This window comes from Streptococcus sp. FDAARGOS_520 (assembly GCF_003812685.1).
Taxonomy (GTDB): Bacteria; Bacillota; Bacilli; order Lactobacillales; family Streptococcaceae; genus Streptococcus; species Streptococcus agalactiae.
Genome location: NZ_CP033810.1, coordinates 1,491,054 through 1,507,087 on the forward strand (window position 1 = coordinate 1,491,054; position 16,034 = coordinate 1,507,087).

General features: G+C 35.4%; 18 protein-coding genes. 13 read left to right on the forward strand and 5 right to left on the reverse strand.

The window, feature by feature from the left end:
• Positions 1 to 2 precede the first annotated feature (2 nt).
• The 13 genes from EGX96_RS07980 (at position 3) to EGX96_RS08040 (ending at position 10,301) form a co-directional block, all read left to right on the forward strand.
• Complete coding sequence (locus tag EGX96_RS07980; RefSeq protein WP_000137498.1) at positions 3 to 857, forward strand: bifunctional methylenetetrahydrofolate dehydrogenase/methenyltetrahydrofolate cyclohydrolase; 855 nt, start codon at positions 3 to 5, stop codon at positions 855 to 857.
• Positions 854 to 1,690: an NAD(P)H-hydrate dehydratase gene (locus tag EGX96_RS07985; protein ID WP_000634981.1), complete on the forward strand. Its 837-nt coding sequence runs from the start codon at positions 854 to 856 to the stop codon at positions 1,688 to 1,690. The genes EGX96_RS07980 and EGX96_RS07985 overlap by 4 nt, the downstream gene beginning before the upstream one ends.
• A gap of 125 nt (positions 1,691 to 1,815) precedes the next feature.
• Positions 1,816 to 3,156 (forward strand): exodeoxyribonuclease VII large subunit, encoded by a 1,341-nt coding sequence (gene xseA, locus EGX96_RS07990; protein WP_001286939.1) that lies wholly within the window; start codon positions 1,816 to 1,818, stop codon positions 3,154 to 3,156.
• On the forward strand, positions 3,134 to 3,349 hold the full coding sequence (locus EGX96_RS07995; protein ID WP_001280900.1) for an exodeoxyribonuclease VII small subunit: 216 nt from the start codon (positions 3,134 to 3,136) through the stop codon (positions 3,347 to 3,349). The genes xseA and EGX96_RS07995 overlap by 23 nt, the downstream gene beginning before the upstream one ends.
• Positions 3,349 to 4,221: a polyprenyl synthetase family protein gene (locus EGX96_RS08000; protein ID WP_123957836.1), complete on the forward strand. Its 873-nt coding sequence runs from the start codon at positions 3,349 to 3,351 to the stop codon at positions 4,219 to 4,221. The genes EGX96_RS07995 and EGX96_RS08000 overlap by 1 nt, the downstream gene beginning before the upstream one ends.
• On the forward strand, positions 4,214 to 5,041 hold the full coding sequence (locus tag EGX96_RS08005; RefSeq protein WP_001041040.1) for a TlyA family rRNA (cytidine-2'-O)-methyltransferase: 828 nt from the start codon (positions 4,214 to 4,216) through the stop codon (positions 5,039 to 5,041). Before EGX96_RS08000 ends, EGX96_RS08005 begins: the two co-directional genes overlap by 8 nt.
• On the forward strand, positions 5,028 to 5,501 hold the full coding sequence (locus EGX96_RS08010; RefSeq protein WP_000747940.1) for an arginine repressor: 474 nt from the start codon (positions 5,028 to 5,030) through the stop codon (positions 5,499 to 5,501). The genes EGX96_RS08005 and EGX96_RS08010 overlap by 14 nt, the downstream gene beginning before the upstream one ends.
• A gap of 11 nt (positions 5,502 to 5,512) precedes the next feature.
• Entirely contained in the window at positions 5,513 to 7,171 is a 1,659-nt protein-coding gene (gene recN, locus EGX96_RS08015; protein WP_000923619.1) for a DNA repair protein RecN, read from the forward strand.
• 112 nt (positions 7,172 to 7,283) lie between these two features.
• Positions 7,284 to 8,120 carry a DegV family protein gene (locus tag EGX96_RS08020; RefSeq protein WP_000034838.1) on the forward strand — a complete coding sequence of 279 codons (837 nt, stop codon included), beginning with the start codon at positions 7,284 to 7,286 and terminating at the stop codon, positions 8,118 to 8,120.
• The gene (locus EGX96_RS08025) at positions 8,113 to 8,952 is read left to right on the forward strand and encodes an SGNH/GDSL hydrolase family protein (protein ID WP_001035227.1); all 840 of its coding nucleotides are present in this window, start codon (positions 8,113 to 8,115) and stop codon (positions 8,950 to 8,952) included. The genes EGX96_RS08020 and EGX96_RS08025 overlap by 8 nt, the downstream gene beginning before the upstream one ends.
• Positions 8,927 to 9,529 (forward strand): YpmS family protein, encoded by a 603-nt coding sequence (locus EGX96_RS08030; protein ID WP_000806954.1) that lies wholly within the window; start codon positions 8,927 to 8,929, stop codon positions 9,527 to 9,529. The genes EGX96_RS08025 and EGX96_RS08030 overlap by 26 nt, the downstream gene beginning before the upstream one ends.
• 102 nt (positions 9,530 to 9,631) lie before the next feature.
• Positions 9,632 to 9,907, forward strand: a complete 276-nt coding sequence (locus tag EGX96_RS08035) for an HU family DNA-binding protein (RefSeq protein ID WP_001284634.1) — start codon at positions 9,632 to 9,634, stop codon at positions 9,905 to 9,907.
• 196 nt (positions 9,908 to 10,103) lie between these two features.
• The gene (locus EGX96_RS08040) at positions 10,104 to 10,301 is read left to right on the forward strand and encodes a hypothetical protein (RefSeq protein ID WP_001290370.1); all 198 of its coding nucleotides are present in this window, start codon (positions 10,104 to 10,106) and stop codon (positions 10,299 to 10,301) included.
• A 43-nt stretch (positions 10,302 to 10,344) separates the two neighbouring features.
• Here the strand turns inward: EGX96_RS08040 and EGX96_RS08045 are convergent, their stop codons facing one another.
• The 5 genes from EGX96_RS08045 to yidA form a co-directional block, all read right to left on the reverse strand.
• Positions 10,345 to 11,277, reverse strand: coding sequence for a dihydroorotate oxidase (locus tag EGX96_RS08045; protein WP_000254063.1), 933 nt, complete (start codon positions 11,275 to 11,277; stop codon positions 10,345 to 10,347).
• Positions 11,278 to 11,463: 186 nt separating this feature from the next.
• Positions 11,464 to 12,699, reverse strand: a complete 1,236-nt coding sequence (locus EGX96_RS08050) for an aminoacyltransferase (protein WP_001185391.1) — start codon at positions 12,697 to 12,699, stop codon at positions 11,464 to 11,466.
• An 18-nt stretch (positions 12,700 to 12,717) separates the two neighbouring features.
• The gene (locus tag EGX96_RS08055; protein ID WP_000285514.1) at positions 12,718 to 13,929 is read right to left on the reverse strand and encodes an aminoacyltransferase; all 1,212 of its coding nucleotides are present in this window, start codon (positions 13,927 to 13,929) and stop codon (positions 12,718 to 12,720) included.
• A gap of 12 nt (positions 13,930 to 13,941) precedes the next feature.
• Complete coding sequence (locus EGX96_RS08060; protein WP_001865557.1) at positions 13,942 to 15,162, reverse strand: aminoacyltransferase; 1,221 nt, start codon at positions 15,160 to 15,162, stop codon at positions 13,942 to 13,944.
• Complete coding sequence (gene yidA, locus EGX96_RS08065; protein ID WP_000200668.1) at positions 15,162 to 15,974, reverse strand: sugar-phosphatase; 813 nt, start codon at positions 15,972 to 15,974, stop codon at positions 15,162 to 15,164. Before yidA ends, EGX96_RS08060 begins: the two co-directional genes overlap by 1 nt.
• Between the last annotated feature and the right edge of the window lie 60 nt (positions 15,975 to 16,034).

Sequence of the window (16,034 nt, forward strand, 5' to 3'; positions counted from 1 at the left end):
CAATGACTGAATTAATAGATGGTAAAGCCTTATCACAAAAAATGCAGGCTGAGTTAGGGCGAAAAGTTGAAAGGTTAAAGGAACAGCATGGTATCATACCTGGTTTAGCTGTAATCCTTGTTGGGGATAATCCAGCTAGCCAAGTGTACGTTCGAAATAAAGAACGCTCTGCATTAGAAGCTGGTTTTAAAAGTGAGACTCTACGATTATCTGAATCCATTTCTCAAGAAGAACTGATTGATATTATCCATCAATACAATGAAGATAAAAGTATCCATGGTATTTTAGTTCAACTTCCGTTACCACAACATATTAACGATAAAAAAATTATTTTAGCAATAGATCCTAAGAAAGATGTTGATGGTTTCCACCCAATGAATACGGGTCATCTTTGGTCAGGACGACCGATGATGGTACCTTGTACGCCAGCTGGTATTATGGAGATGTTTAGAGAGTACCATGTGGATTTAGAGGGAAAACATGCTGTTATCATCGGAAGGTCCAATATTGTTGGTAAGCCAATGGCACAACTTCTCCTTGATAAAAACGCAACAGTTACTTTGACACATTCAAGAACTCGAAACCTTTCTGAGGTAACAAAGGAGGCTGATATCCTTATTGTTGCGATTGGTCAGGGGCACTTTGTTACAAAAGACTTCGTTAAAGAAGGTGCTGTGGTGATTGATGTTGGTATGAATCGCGATGAAAATGGTAAATTGATTGGAGACGTTGTATTTGAACAAGTGGCAGAAGTTGCTAGTATGATAACACCTGTTCCTGGGGGCGTAGGACCTATGACGATTACAATGCTTTTGGAACAAACTTATCAAGCAGCTCTTAGAAGTGTGAGTCTATGATTGTTGGTGAACAAGAAGCGAGGGCGTTAATTAAGCCACGCCCTAAATCAAGCCATAAAGGTGATTATGGTAGTGTTCTTCTGATAGGAGGTTTTTATCCCTATGGAGGTGCTATTATAATGGCAGCTTTGGCCTGTGTCAAAACTGGTGCAGGATTAGTTACTGTAGCAACCCAAAGTTGCAATATCCCCTCTTTGCATAGTCAACTACCAGAGGTAATGGCGTTTGATAGTGATGATTACAAATGGTTGGAAAAATCAATTGTTCAAAGTGATGTTATTGTAATTGGTCCTGGATTAGGAGTATCAGAATCATCTCGAAAAATTTTGAACCAGACCATGGAGAAGATTCAATCACATCAAAGTGTCATCCTTGACGGATCAGCCTTGACTCTGTTATCAGAAGGTGCGTTTCCGCAAACAAAGGCTAAAAATTTAGTGTTGACACCTCATCAAAAAGAATGGGAGCGATTGTCAGGTATCGCTGTATCGCAACAGACAAAAGAAAATACCCAAACCGCTCTTAAATCTTTTCCCAAAGGGACGATTTTAGTCGCTAAGAGTTCGCATACGCGTATTTTTCAAGATTTAGACGAAAAAGAAATTATAGTAGGAGGTCCTTACCAGGCGACTGGAGGGATGGGGGATACTTTGTGTGGTATGATTGCAGGTATGTTAGCGCAATTTAAAGAAGCCTCTCCTCTAGATAAGGTATCAGTGGGAGTTTATCTACATTCGGCAATTGCTCAAGGATTATCTAAAGAAGCCTATGTTGTTCTACCGACAACGATTAGTGATGAGATTCCAAAAGAAATGGCTAGACTATCTAAATAAAAAATAAGTAGAGAGGTGTTAGCATGACACTTCTTTTGCTTTATCGAGCTATTTGTAGAGCAAATAGGTATTTTTTAAGTTTTTTTGGTATAATGAAGTTAATAAAACTCTCATGAGGAGGTGCTATGTCAGACTATTTATCCGTGTCGACACTGACTAAGTATTTAAAATTAAAATTTGACAAAGACCCTTATTTAGAGAGGGTTTATTTAACTGGGCAAGTGTCTAATTTTCGTCGTCGCCCAAACCATCAATATTTCTCTTTAAAAGATGATAAATCAGTCATTCAGGCGACAATGTGGTCAGGTCACTTCAAAAAATTGGGTTTTGAATTAGAGGAAGGGATGAAGGTTAATGTAGTTGGCCGTGTTCAACTTTATGAACCAAGCGGCTCCTACTCTATTATTGTTGAAAAAGCAGAACCGGATGGTATAGGAGCTCTTGCTATCCAATTTGAACAACTAAAGAAGAAACTCTCTCAAGCAGGTTATTTTGATGATCGTCATAAGCAATTAATTCCTCAATTTGTTAGAAAAATAGGAGTTGTGACTAGTCCAAGTGGAGCCGTTATTCGGGATATTATTACAACAGTATCTCGTCGATTTCCAGGAGTGGAAATATTACTTTTCCCCACAAAAGTTCAAGGAGAGGGCGCAGCTCAGGAAATAGCACAAACTATTGCTTTAGCTAACGAGAAAAAGGATTTGGATCTATTAATTGTTGGCCGTGGGGGAGGTTCTATTGAGGACTTATGGGCATTTAATGAAGAATGTGTTGTAGAAGCTATTTTTGAATCTCGTCTTCCCGTTATTTCTAGTGTCGGACATGAAACTGATACAACTTTAGCAGATTTTGTAGCCGATCGCAGAGCAGCAACTCCAACTGCAGCAGCTGAGCTTGCTACACCGGTTACTAAAATTGATATCTTGTCTTGGATTACTGAACGTGAAAATAGAATGTATCAGTCTAGCCTTCGTCTTATCAGGACAAAAGAGGAGAGGTTGCAAAAATCAAAGCAATCAGTTATTTTTAGGCAACCAGAGCGTCTATATGATGGTTTCCTTCAAAAATTAGATAACCTAAATCAGCAGTTAACATATTCTATGCGTGATAAACTACAAACAGTAAGACAAAAGCAAGGTTTGCTTCATCAAAAACTGCAAGGCATAGATTTAAAACAGCGTATTCATATTTACCAAGAGCGTGTTGTGCAAAGTAGACGACTATTATCAAGTACAATGACTAGTCAGTATGACAGCAAGCTAGCACGTTTTGAAAAGGCTCAAGATGCGCTTATATCATTGGATAGTTCTAGAATTGTAGCGCGTGGTTACGCTATTATCGAAAAAAACCATACTTTAGTATCTACTACTAATGGAATAAATGAAGGAGATCATTTGCAAGTTAAGATGCAAGATGGTCTTTTAGAAGTTGAGGTGAAGGATGTCAGACAAGAAAACATTTGAAGAAAATTTACAGGAATTAGAGACAATTGTCTCACGTTTAGAAACAGGTGATGTTGCCTTAGAAGATGCCATTGCTGAATTTCAAAAAGGAATGCTTATTTCAAAAGAGTTACAAAGAACTTTAAAAGAAGCTGAAGAGACGCTTGTAAAAGTGATGCAAGCTGACGGAACGGAAGTAGAAATGGATACTTGATGGTTACTATTGAAAAAATTGATGAAGCTATTCATCGTTATTACAAACAGACACATAGTGTCGTTTCTCCTGATTTGATTAAGGCTATCCTCTACTCAGTTGATGGAGGTGGGAAACGTATTCGTCCACGCATCCTTTTAGAAATTTTAGAGGGATTTGGAGTTGAACTAATAGATGGTCATTATGATGTGGCTGCTGCTTTGGAGATGATTCACACCGGCTCTTTAATCCATGATGATTTACCGGCGATGGATAATGATGATTTTCGTCGTGGCCGCTTAACAAACCATAAAAAGTTTGATGAAGCTACAGCGGTTTTAGCTGGAGATTCCCTTTTTTTAGACCCATTTGATTTAGTTGTAAAAGCTGGTTTTAAAGCTGATGTTACTGTTAGGTTAATAGAGTTATTGTCTATGTCTGCGGGTAGTTTTGGCATGGTTGGTGGACAAATGTTAGATATGAAGGGAGAAAACAAAGTTTTATCTATTGACGATTTAAGCTTGATTCATATTAATAAAACGGGACGCCTGTTAGCTTATCCCTTTGTTGCAGCAGGTATTTTAGCTGAGAAGTCGGAAGAAGTAAAAGGAAAACTGCATCAAGCTGGCCTTTTAATCGGTCATGCTTTTCAAGTACGTGATGATATTTTAGATGTGACTGCTAGTTTTGAAGAATTGGGGAAGACACCAAATAAAGACATTGTAGCAGAAAAGACAACTTATCCAAATTTATTGGGTTTGGATAAGTCACAGGAAATACTTGATGATACTTTGAAAAAAGCTCAGGCAATTTTTCCAAATCTAGAGAAAAAAGCTAACTTTAATGCTAGAAAAATAATAGATATAATAGAGGGATTACGGTTGAATGGCTAAAGAGAGGGTAGATGTTCTTGCCTATAAACAGGGACTTTTTGATACACGAGAGCAAGCGAAACGTGGTGTTATGGCAGGAATGGTGATTAACGTTATCAATGGAGAACGTTATGATAAACCAGGTGAAAAGGTTGCAGACGATACTGAATTAAAACTAAAAGGTGAAAAACTAAAATATGTTAGTAGAGGTGGATTGAAATTAGAAAAAGCTTTACAAGTTTTTGAAATTTCAGTTGCAGATAAGCTAACTATAGATATTGGCGCCTCTACGGGTGGTTTTACTGATGTTATGCTACAATCAGGAGCGCGTTTAGTTTACGCAGTAGATGTAGGAACAAATCAATTAGTTTGGAAGTTACGTCAGGATCATCGTGTTCGTTCTATGGAACAATATAATTTTAGGTATGCCCAAAAAGAAGATTTCAAGGAGGGACTGCCTGAATTTGCATCGATAGATGTCTCATTTATCTCTCTTAATTTGATTTTACCAGCTCTAAAAGAAATTTTAGTGGATGGTGGACAAGTAGTGGCATTAATTAAACCACAATTTGAAGCAGGTCGTGAGCAAATTGGTAAAAATGGTATTGTCAAAGACAAGTTGGTTCATGAAAAGGTTTTGACAACAGTGACCAATTTCACGAAAGATTATGGATATACGGTTAAACATCTTGATTTTTCGCCCATTCAAGGTGGACATGGAAATATTGAGTTTTTAATGCATTTGCAAAAGTGTCAAGATCCACAAAATCTTGTGCTTGACCAAATACAAGATGTTATAGAAAAAGCACATAAGGAATTTAAGAAAAATGAAGAAGAGTGAACGTTTAAATTTAATTAAGCAAATTGTTCTTAACCATGCTGTTGAAACACAACATGAGTTGTTACGCAGATTGGAAGCTTATGGGGTAACTCTAACTCAAGCAACTATTTCACGTGATATGAATGAAATTGGCATTATAAAAGTGCCATCAGCAAAAGGTCGCTATATTTACGGTTTGTCAAATGAAAACGACCCTATCTTTACAACTGCTGTGGCAAAGCCTATTAAAACAAGTATTTTATCAATATCAGATAAGCTACTAGGTTTAGAGCAATTTATCAATATTAATGTCATACCAGGTAACAGTCAATTAATTAAAACCTTCATAATGTCACATTGTCAAGAACATATTTTTAGTTTGACAGCTGACGATAATAGTCTCCTTTTGATTGCAAAATCAGAAGCAGATGCTGATCACATTCGTCAATCAATGATTGCAATGTTGGAGAAAAAAGATTAGTAGAGGACCTTATGCTTTTAGAAATTTCTATTAAGAATTTCGCTATTATCGAAGAAATTTCACTTAATTTTGAAACAGGAATGACTGTTTTAACTGGTGAGACTGGTGCAGGGAAATCTATCATTATTGATGCTATGAATATGATGTTAGGATCCCGTGCTAGCGTTGAAGTGATTCGCCATGGTGCTAACAAAGCAGAAATTGAAGGATTTTTCTCTGTTGAAAAAAATCAATCATTAGTCCAATTATTGGAAGAAAATGGCATTGAATTAGCAGATGAATTAATTATTCGCCGAGAAATCTTTCAAAATGGGCGCAGCGTTAGTCGAATTAATGGGCAAATGGTGAATTTGTCAACACTAAAAGCTGTGGGGCATTATTTGGTAGACATTCATGGTCAGCATGACCAAGAGGAACTAATGAAACCTAACATGCACATTCTGATGTTAGATGAATTTGGTAATACAGAATTTAATGTCATAAAAGAACGTTATCAAAGTCTTTTTGATGCTTATCGTCAGCTTCGTAAACGCGTATTGGATAAGCAAAAAAATGAACAAGAGAATAAATCACGTATTGAAATGCTAGAATTTCAAATAGCAGAAATTGAGTCTGTAGCCCTTAAATCAGATGAAGACCAAACGCTACTCAAGCAACGTGATAAATTAATGAATCATAAGAATATTGCAGATACTTTGACAAATGCATATCTTATGTTAGATAACGAAGAGTTTTCAAGTTTATCGAATGTTCGTTCTGCAATGAATGACCTTATGGCTTTAGAAGAATTTGATCGAGAATATAAAGATCTTTCCACCAATCTTTCAGAAGCTTACTACGTTATTGAAGAAGTTACTAAACGTTTAGGTGACGTTATCGATGATTTAGATTTTGACGCTGGTTTACTACAAGAAATTGAAAATAGACTAGATGTTATTAACACAATAACGCGAAAATATGGCGGTGATGTGAATGATGTTTTAGACTATTTTGATAACATTACTAAAGAATATAGTCTATTGACAGGTAGTGAAGAGTCCTCAGATGCTTTAGAAAAAGAATTAAAGATTTTAGAACACGATTTGATTGAATCAGCAAATCAATTAAGTTTAGAGCGCCATAAGCTAGCTAAACAATTGGAAAATGAAATCAAACAAGAATTAACAGAGCTTTATATGGAGAAAGCTGATTTCCAAGTTCAATTTACAAAAGGAAAATTTAATAAAGAAGGGAACGAAATCGTTGAATTTTATATTTCAACGAATCCCGGAGAGGGCTTTAAGCCATTGGTAAAAGTGGCTTCAGGAGGAGAGTTATCTCGATTGATGTTAGCTATTAAATCTGCTTTTTCACGTAAGGAAGATAAAACTTCCATTGTATTTGATGAGGTGGATACAGGAGTTTCTGGTCGCGTGGCCCAGGCTATCGCTCAAAAAATTCACAAGATTGGTAGTCATGGACAAGTTTTAGCAATTTCTCATTTAGCTCAGGTTATTGCAATAGCGGATTACCAATATTTTATTGAAAAAATTTCCAGTGACTCTTCAACAGTTTCAACGGTAAGGCTTTTAAGCTATGAAGAACGTGTAGAAGAAATCGCTAAAATGTTGGCAGGAAACAATGTAACAGACACTGCACGTACTCAAGCTAAAGAATTACTTGGTAGTTAACTTTGGTAACGTCTTTAAAAAGCTAACATTGTTAGGAGAAATTAATGTTGATACACTTAAATTTTGTTATAATAAGGGTATTGAAATATTAAAGTATAGAATAGGATAGGATATGAGTAAAATCAAAATTGTAACGGATTCTTCCATTACCATTGAACCAGAACTTATTAAAGAGCTTGACATTACAGTTGTTCCCTTGTCAGTTATGATAGATGGTACCTTGTATTCAGACAATGACTTAAAAGCACAAGGGGAATTCTTGAACCTAATGCGTGGAAGTAAGGAATTGCCAAAAACAAGTCAACCACCTGTAGGTGTTTTTGCAGAAATTTATGAAAAATTAATGAATGAAGGTGTGGAACATATCATTGCAATTCATTTAACGCATACACTATCAGGAACTATTGAAGCATCACGCCAGGGAGCTAATATTGCTGGTGCAGATGTTACAGTTATTGATTCTACTTTTACAGACCAGTGTCAAAAATTCCAGGTTGTAGAAGCTGCGAAATTAGCTAAAGAGGGAGCTGATTTAGATACCATCTTGGCTCGTGTGGAAGAAGTACGCCAGAAGTCAGAATTATTTATTGGCGTATCGACCCTTGAAAATTTAGTAAAAGGTGGTCGTATTGGACGTGTAACGGGTCTTCTAAGTTCATTGCTTAATATAAAAGTAATTATGGAGCTAACAAACCATGAATTAGTACCGATTGTTAAAGGTCGCGGTCTAAAGACCTTCAGCAAATGGTTAGATAATTTTGTTGAAAGTGCCCAAACACGAAAAATTGCTGAAATTGGCATCTCCTACTGTGGTAAAGCTGATATGGCTAATAACTTTAGAGAAAAACTAGCTGTTCTAGGTGCTCCTATATCCGTTTTAGAAACTGGCTCAATCATCCAAACTCATACTGGTGAGGATGCATTTGCTGTTATGGTTCGTTATGAATAAGAAAAAAATACTTACCGGACTTTCTTTTTTTCTGGTAAGTCTTCTTTTATCTTTTGGGATTTTTTCCTTGATCATTCCAAAATCAAATCCTAAATTAACAAAAAAAGACTTCCTAACAAAGAAAGTTATCCCACTTAACTATGTTGCTCTTGGAGATTCTCTGACCGAAGGTGTGGGCGATACAACCTCTCAAGGTGGTTTTGTTCCACTGCTATCAGAATCACTCCATAATCGATACTCTTACCAAGTGACTTCTGTTAATTATGGTGTGTCTGGGAATACTAGTCAACAAATTTTAAAACGTATGACGACAGATCCTCAAATCGAAAAAGATTTAGAGAAAGCTGATTTATTGACGCTAACTGTTGGTGGTAATGATGTCTTGGCTGTTATTCGTAAAGAGCTCAGTCATTTATCACTAAATTCCTTTGAGAAACCAGCAGAAGCATATAAGGAACGTTTGAAAGAAATCCTTGCAAAAGCAAGACAAGATAATCCTAAATTGCCTATTTATGTTTTAGGCATTTATAATCCTTTTTACCTAAACTTTCCACAATTAACTAAAATGCAAACCGTTATTGATAATTGGAATAAAGCTACAAAAGAAGTAGTTGATGCTTCAGAAAATGTTTATTTTGTCCCAATTAATGACCGCCTTTATAAGGGAATAAATGGTAAAGAGGGTATTACAGAGTCATCAAATAGTCAGGCAAGTATCACTAATGATGCTCTCTTTACTGGAGACCATTTTCATCCCAATAATATTGGCTATCAAATCATGTCTAACGCCGTTATGGAGAAAATAAATGAAACAAGAAAAAACTGGCCGTAATTTAAATTTCTGGAAATGGGCATTTCTCTTATTGTTGGCAATTAACCTTTCCTTCACAGCAGTGATTGCAAGTCGCTTAATTCAAGTACGTGAGCCTAATACAGGAAAAATTTCGACTGGGGTACAAGATAAAGTAAAAGTAGGTACTTTTACGACCAATAAGTCGCAACTGAATAAGACAATTGCACTTTATTTAAAACAATATCAAACTAAGAAGATGAATTATAAGATTTATGCTGCTTCATCTTCTATACTATTTGAAGGCTCTTATCAATTATTAGGTTATGAAGTGCCTTTATACATCTATTTTGAACCTTATCGTTTAACAAATGGCGCTGTTCAACTTAAAGTGACCTCATTTTCAGTAGGAACTCTTCCGCTTCCAGAAAAAGATGTGTTACAATATATAAAATCATCTTATAAATTGCCAAACTTTGTAGATATAAAACCTAAAAAATCGGTTATTAATATTAATTTGCAAGATTTAAAAAATAAAGAAGGTATTTATTTGAAAGCGACTGCAATTGATTTAGTAAACGATAATTTTAGTTTCGATATTTTTAAGAAAAAGCCCTAAAATGACGTTAAATACTTGACCTTAAGCCTTTTTTTAGATATCATATAATCTGTTAAAACTTATGTTGTATAAGTTTAGAATTTATTTGGAGGATTTGTTAACATGGCTAACAAACAAGATTTAATTGCAAAAGTAGCAGAAGCTACAGAATTAACTAAAAAAGATTCAGCAGCAGCAGTAGATGCAGTTTTTGCAGCTGTAGCAGATTACCTTGCTGAAGGTGAAAAAGTACAATTAATCGGTTTTGGTAACTTTGAAGTTCGTGAACGTGCAGCTCGTAAAGGTCGTAACCCACAAACTGGTGCAGAAATCGAAATTGCAGCATCAAAAGTTCCAGCATTTAAAGCTGGTAAAGCTCTTAAAGACGCTGTTAAATAATTCGTCTAGAAAAACCTTGTCATATCAATGTTTATTGATAGCGACAAGGTTCTTTTTTATATCCAATACTCAATAAATGACTAGAGAGATTAAAGGAATTTAGAGTTTCAAATGTGTTAGAGCATACCCTTGAATTATCTTAACTGTGATGTTATAATTCCTAAAAGATAAGTTAAAAGAGAGGTTGCGAAAGAGAATGTCAGAAAAAGCTATACTATTAATTATCCTTATTGCTTTTGTTATTATCGCTATTATAAAGATAGCTCTGTTAAAGTTATATATGAATACGATAAAACCTAAAGTAGATAATGAAGGAAACATCATAACAAAGCCTGTAAAGGATGATTTAACACCCGAGGAACGTGAAGAACGTGAATTTGATAAAGATTGGTAAAATCAATATAAAAGAGCAAACAAGGTTTGCTCTTTTATTATTTTTAAAGGTAATTAAGTTGTCCTCGAAAATCCTCCAATGATTGATAGCCTTTATCAGCCATTATTTCTTTTAATTCTCTGCTTACACGCTGAAAAATTTCTGGTCCTTCTTTTTGTAAAGCGGTTCCGATTTGGACCATACTAGCTCCACATAGAATGTGTTCAAAGGCATCACGGCCGTTTTTAACACCACCTGTTCCGATAATTTTAATTGAAGGATTTAAACGTTTGTAGAAAGCATGGACGTTAGCTAAGGCGGTAGGCTTGATAAAATCCCCACCGATACCTCCAAAGCCATTTTTAGGCTTTATAACGACAGTTTCATCATCAATAACAAGTCCATTTCCGATAGAATTAACACAGTTAATAAAAGCTAAAGGATATTTGTTAAAAATTGTAGCTGCTTGATCAAAGTGAACGATATCAAAGTAAGGTGGTAATTTGATGCCCAATGGCTTTTGATAATAGCTAAAGATTTCTGAAAGGATGAGGTCAGTCATTTCAAAATCATAAGCAATTTGAGGTTTTCCAGGAACATTTGGGCACGATAAATTTAACTCTATTAGGCCATTGTAACTACTGTTTTCAACCTTTTTAAGAATAATATGTGTCTCTTCTGGTGATAAACCTACTAATGATAAAACGTGATTTTTGCTATTGTCTTGATCTTGTAATTCAGTCACGAAATCAAGATAATAGTCAATACCTTTATTAGGGAGTCCCATAGAATTAATTGATCCCCAGTCAGTATCTGCATAACGTGGTTGAGGGTTTCCCTCTCTAGCTTCAAGGGTACCTGTTTTTGTAACAAAGGAACCAGCTTCAGAATTTTCAATAGCTAATAACTCTTCCTTAGTCATACAATAAATACCCGCTGCATTCATCAAACAATTGTCAAAACTAAAACCAGCAATTTCCGTTTTTAGCGATACCATAATATCCTCCTGAAGATAAATTTTTACTATTTTATCACTTGATTAATAGAGCTGCAAGAAAATAATGATAATGGTAATAAAATTTCGCTAAATAACGAACATTATTGTTTGTATAAACAATAATAGTAAAGAAATAAATGATGCTTTCTATAATGCATAAAAAATAAGCTTATGTAAGCTTATTTTTTATGTTCGGCGTAAGATTTTCTTTAGTAATTGAATACTCTTATATTTTAATGGATTTGGATAGTAGCGGAAAGTACCCATTTTACGAACAATGTAACCATTAAAATTCTGTTTAAAGCGAAGTACGCCATCTGAACCATCAAAATTTCCTTGAATACCTAAAAAATTATAGAAAGTTGATTGACGCTTTAAAGCCTCTTGCATAACATATTCTTGAAGAACTGCAGGCGCATAAAATTTATTAAATTCTGTGTATGAGCCAGAGAAAAGATAGACAGTTTCTTTCGGGCTATAAATAAAGAGGCTACCAGCTAAAACAACATCTTGATTTCCAAATTTTTGAATAAAAGGTTCGACTTCTTTGCGACGTTTATCTAAACTAGCTAGTTGATTGACAAGCTCAGTACGTTGACGATGGTATTTGGCAGAATCTGTATTATTTTGATGGCGATTATCAAGGACTGTAATCTGTTCTTCCAATTTCTTTGCATTTAATTGTAGGTTATGATCATATTCCCTAAAGTTTAGAGTTGCAATGACAAATTCCGCCTTATCTCCGAAACTATCATAAAAATCTTGATAATAATCTAGAGATTTATCCATATAGTCCCGGCGATCAGAAGTAGAAGAAGTAATATCCTTAAAGATATGTAGTTCTTCCCGCTTGAGGACACGTATTTTTATACCAAAAGACATGGCTTTTTTAACCAAGGGGCGTCCTTTTTTAGAGAAAGATTTAAGAAGATTTTGAGGAGTGATACCTTCTAGATTTTTAACATAATGCCAATCAGGTTCACCGCCAGGATAACCAATATGAAGCCCATCGTGGTGATAACCTATACTAGTCAGGTCATCAATAAGATAGGTGTTCGGTGCACCTTTAGGCTTACCTTCACCAGTAAACTCTTGGTAGGTATCATAAGGTTTAATTAATAATTCTAAAGCGCCCTGAGATTTGGCATAGTTCTGTAGTTCTTTATAAAAATGTTTCAGATATTTAGAATTGGAATGGGCTGGACCAGAATTGACTTCCATATGAAGTCCACCAGTCATTGGGATGGTATAAACAATACTGATGATTTCCATTTTCCCATCGATTTGGTAGCCCATGTAGGTAATGTCATACCCACGTTTTTTTAGAAGCTTTGCCATCTCAGGGGTTTGCATAAACGATTGTAAATCGTAATTTCCTGAATAACTTTCGAACTCTTTAGCTGTTAATTCTTTAAGCGCCATAAAAGTATCCTTTCCTAACTAGCTATTACGTTTTTTGCGTAAGGCATAGACATAATTAGAGGCTTTATAAAGCAATCTGTTCACTGGAATGTTAAATTCTCCAATAAATTCCTCAATGATTGGTTCGAACTTAGACTTAAAATGATATAAACCACCAGATAAGTCATTCTCAATCCCCCCCATATTTTGCCAAATATTTCCACGTTCAAAAGCCCTTTGAGCTGTTTCAAACCAAGTGTAAATAGGAGCAGAATAAGATTTAAAGTAATCGTCCATACCAGCATAAATATTTTCTGATGTATTACCAAATTCTAGAGTGAGGGTTGCAGCCAATGGAATAATGTCTCGGTCATAGGCTTTTTGAGCTTCTTTGAGAAAATCAATTTCTTTATTTAATCGATCAATCGTACCTTGGTGTTGTTTAACTTTTTTCTCACGATTAAGTTCAAGTGATTTTATTCTTTCAGATTGGGCTATCTGACATTCTTTTTCTATTTTTTCTAATCGTTTTGCAACATCTAGCGAAGCCATTGTGATGTATGAGTTATTAGGATACGTATCAAGGAGTTTTTGGTAGTAGTCAATTCCTCTAAGATTTATCCCTTTACGGTCTTCCGTTTTTTTCATCAACTCTGCAAAATCTTCAAGTAGTTCATGGCTACCAAATTGTATATCTACTCCCTTATTTTTGGAAGTTCGAATAGCTTGACGAGTTTTTTTAGACATTTTATCAAGTCCAAATTGATTAGCATATAGGTTTGCCTGAAAACGTGGTTGGATAGTATGAGCTAAATCTGTTGTCCGACCAGTCCAATCAGCACCTGCACGCTGTAAATGATCAATGGCGATTAACCCTTCTTTTTCATCGGGCGAATTTTCAAAATCTTTGGCATTGACCATTTTTAAATAGATGAGAGGATCACACTTGATAAAGAGAGCTCTTTGTTTTTTGCCAAAAGCTTTAAGGTCCTTAAGGACCTTAGTTACAATATCTAGATTGGAGTAATCCATGATTGGTCCACGCGGAATATATAGCATGGAGAAGCCAAGAGGAAGTGATTTGATGAGAATACTAGCGCTGGCAATTTGGGTTTCACCGTCAAAAAAGCCAAGTAATTGACTACCCCAGTTGTCTTTTACTTTGGGCCAATTAGAAGATTGAAGTAGGTTTGTTTGGTTGGATTCGCTCACAAAGCGATCGTGTTCGACAGCGGTAATTTCTCTATACATGAGTTTCCTTTCTTAGTGAGAGTGTCTTTGTTTTTTTCGAATAGTATAGGCTAGGTTGGCCAATTTATATAATAATGGATTGATTGCTAGATTAAACTCGCCAATATATTCTTCAAACATTGGATTGAAGTTACTTTTAAATTTTGTTAAACCATCGTTAAGACTTCCCTCGACACCGCCTAGATTAGCAGATACAATATCGTTTTTGAAAGCATCTTCGAACACCCTAGCATTCAAGAGATACTGTGGATAAAATTTACGGAAGCTATCATCCATACCAGCATACAACATCTCCAGGACATTGCCAAAACGAATGGACAAAATTCCTGCAATGACAGGCTCATCTGGATATTTCTTGCTAAACTCCTGAAATTCAAGGATATATTGTTTAACAGAAGCTTCTTGTTGATTTAGCCTTGTCAGGCGACTTTTTTGATGGGATGGAGTTTCTGATAAATCTTTTTGGATTTGAAGAAGTTGTTCTTTAAATTGCGCTAATCTTTTAGGAAGATTGACTTTAGCTAAATAGAGATAGGCATCTTCTCCATAAATTGTCATTAGTTGATGGAAATAGTTTTCATTACGTAAAGCTACACCTTTACGATTCTCGGTTAATGCTACAACCGTGGCGAATTTAGGTAAATCATCAATGTTGGCACGATAAATTTGAACACCGCGATGCTTTGCATCTTTTATCAGACGTTTAGTGTGTTTTGGAAAGTTTTCTTCTATATTTGCTTTGGTATAGATATTCGCTTGAAAACGAGGTTGGATGGTTTCGGAAATGGCTTTCGTTGGACCTATCCATTGGGCACCTGCTGACTTAAGATTATCAATTGCCTGTCTACTTTCATCTATCTCTTCGGCGACATTCTCTTCTTTAAGGTGATATTGACGTAGAAGAAGTGCTGGATCGAATTTTGCAAAAACAGCACGTTTCTTTCGTCCAAAGTTTTTTAGTGTTTTTAACACAAAGTTAACTAATTCTTTATTGCTGTAGTCCATAATAGGTCCACGTGGAATATAAAGCATTGTAAAACCAAGTGGTAATGATTTAATTAAGATGCTAGCTACAGCAACTAATTGGTCATCTTTATAAAAGCCTAAACGTTCATTTTGCCAATTTGATTTTACTTGTGCCCACTTTGAAGAGTGGAGGAGATTGGTTTGAGACGATGCAATAGCAAAGGCATCATATTCTTTTTCGGATATTCCAACGGTAACATGATACATCAGTTTATTACCCATTCACGTAGTGCGTAGGCTACGCCACTTTCCTCGTTTGATTTGGTGATATATTTTGCTATTTTTTTTAGTTCAGGATTGCCGTTTTGCATAACAACAGGATTTCCAACAACTTCAAGCATAGCACGGTCATTTTCTTCATCACCAATAGCCATTGTTTGATCTACAGTTAATCCCATTTTCTCTGCAAGGTGGAGAAGTGCAGTGCCTTTATTAACGTTTTTGGGTAAAATTTCTAAATAAAAAGGAGTTGATTTTACAATAGTGTAGTTATCGAGAACTTTTTTTGGAATTTTAGCAATTGCTGCATCTAAGATGTCAGGTTGATCAATCATCATTAGTTTAATGATTTCTTTGTCTCCCATTTCTTCAGGAGTACGATAGAAGAGCGGCATATTAACTAAAGTTACTTCGTGTATTGTATATTTACCAATATCACGATTTGCTGTGTAAATTCCTTCTTTTGTAATGGCGTGCATGTGGACGCCTAATTTACGCGCTAACAGTTCGAAATCCAGATAGTCTTCATAGGTTAAGGTTTCTTTGATGATGTCATCTCCTGTGGCTGTGTCTTGAACTAGACCGCCGTTAAAGGTGATAACATAATCTCCCTCTTCATTGAGTTTCAATTCTTCTAAAAGATCTTGGACTCCGATGATTGGACGTCCTGTAGCAATAACAATTTTAACGCCTTTTGATTTTGCTTCTTGAACAGCTTTAGCCACTTCAGGTGTAATTTCACGCTTACTATTTAATAGGGTGCCGTCAATATCTACGGCAACAAGTTTAATTGAAGTCATTTTATCTCCCACTCTTTATTCAATATCCTAAAATACTCACCTTATATCTTACTAAAAAAT

Bases quoted from the DNA above. Each gene is read 5' to 3' on its own strand.
- EGX96_RS08010 (WP_000747940.1), top strand. From the start codon at position 5,028: ATGAAGAAGAGTGAACGTTTAAATTTAATTAAGCAAATTGTTCTTAAC.
- EGX96_RS08030 (WP_000806954.1), top strand. From the start codon at position 8,927: ATGAAACAAGAAAAAACTGGCCGTAATTTAAATTTCTGGAAATGGGCA.
- EGX96_RS08040 (WP_001290370.1), top strand. From the start codon at position 10,104: ATGTCAGAAAAAGCTATACTATTAATTATCCTTATTGCTTTTGTTATT.
- EGX96_RS08035 (WP_001284634.1), top strand. From the start codon at position 9,632: ATGGCTAACAAACAAGATTTAATTGCAAAAGTAGCAGAAGCTACAGAA.
- recN (WP_000923619.1), top strand. From the start codon at position 5,513: ATGCTTTTAGAAATTTCTATTAAGAATTTCGCTATTATCGAAGAAATT.
- EGX96_RS08025 (WP_001035227.1), top strand. From the start codon at position 8,113: ATGAATAAGAAAAAAATACTTACCGGACTTTCTTTTTTTCTGGTAAGT.
- EGX96_RS08045 (WP_000254063.1), bottom strand. From the start codon at position 11,277: ATGGTATCGCTAAAAACGGAAATTGCTGGTTTTAGTTTTGACAATTGT.
- EGX96_RS08060 (WP_001865557.1), bottom strand. From the start codon at position 15,162: ATGTATCATGTTACCGTTGGAATATCCGAAAAAGAATATGATGCCTTT.
- EGX96_RS08005 (WP_001041040.1), top strand. From the start codon at position 4,214: ATGGCTAAAGAGAGGGTAGATGTTCTTGCCTATAAACAGGGACTTTTT.
- EGX96_RS08050 (WP_001185391.1), bottom strand. From the start codon at position 12,699: ATGGCGCTTAAAGAATTAACAGCTAAAGAGTTCGAAAGTTATTCAGGA.
- xseA (WP_001286939.1), top strand. From the start codon at position 1,816: ATGTCAGACTATTTATCCGTGTCGACACTGACTAAGTATTTAAAATTA.
- EGX96_RS08055 (WP_000285514.1), bottom strand. From the start codon at position 13,929: ATGTATAGAGAAATTACCGCTGTCGAACACGATCGCTTTGTGAGCGAA.
- EGX96_RS07985 (WP_000634981.1), top strand. From the start codon at position 854: ATGATTGTTGGTGAACAAGAAGCGAGGGCGTTAATTAAGCCACGCCCT.
- yidA (WP_000200668.1), bottom strand. From the start codon at position 15,974: ATGACTTCAATTAAACTTGTTGCCGTAGATATTGACGGCACCCTATTA.
- EGX96_RS07980 (WP_000137498.1), top strand. From the start codon at position 3: ATGACTGAATTAATAGATGGTAAAGCCTTATCACAAAAAATGCAGGCT.
- EGX96_RS07995 (WP_001280900.1), top strand. From the start codon at position 3,134: ATGTCAGACAAGAAAACATTTGAAGAAAATTTACAGGAATTAGAGACA.
- EGX96_RS08020 (WP_000034838.1), top strand. From the start codon at position 7,284: ATGAGTAAAATCAAAATTGTAACGGATTCTTCCATTACCATTGAACCA.
- EGX96_RS08000 (WP_123957836.1), top strand. From the start codon at position 3,349: ATGGTTACTATTGAAAAAATTGATGAAGCTATTCATCGTTATTACAAA.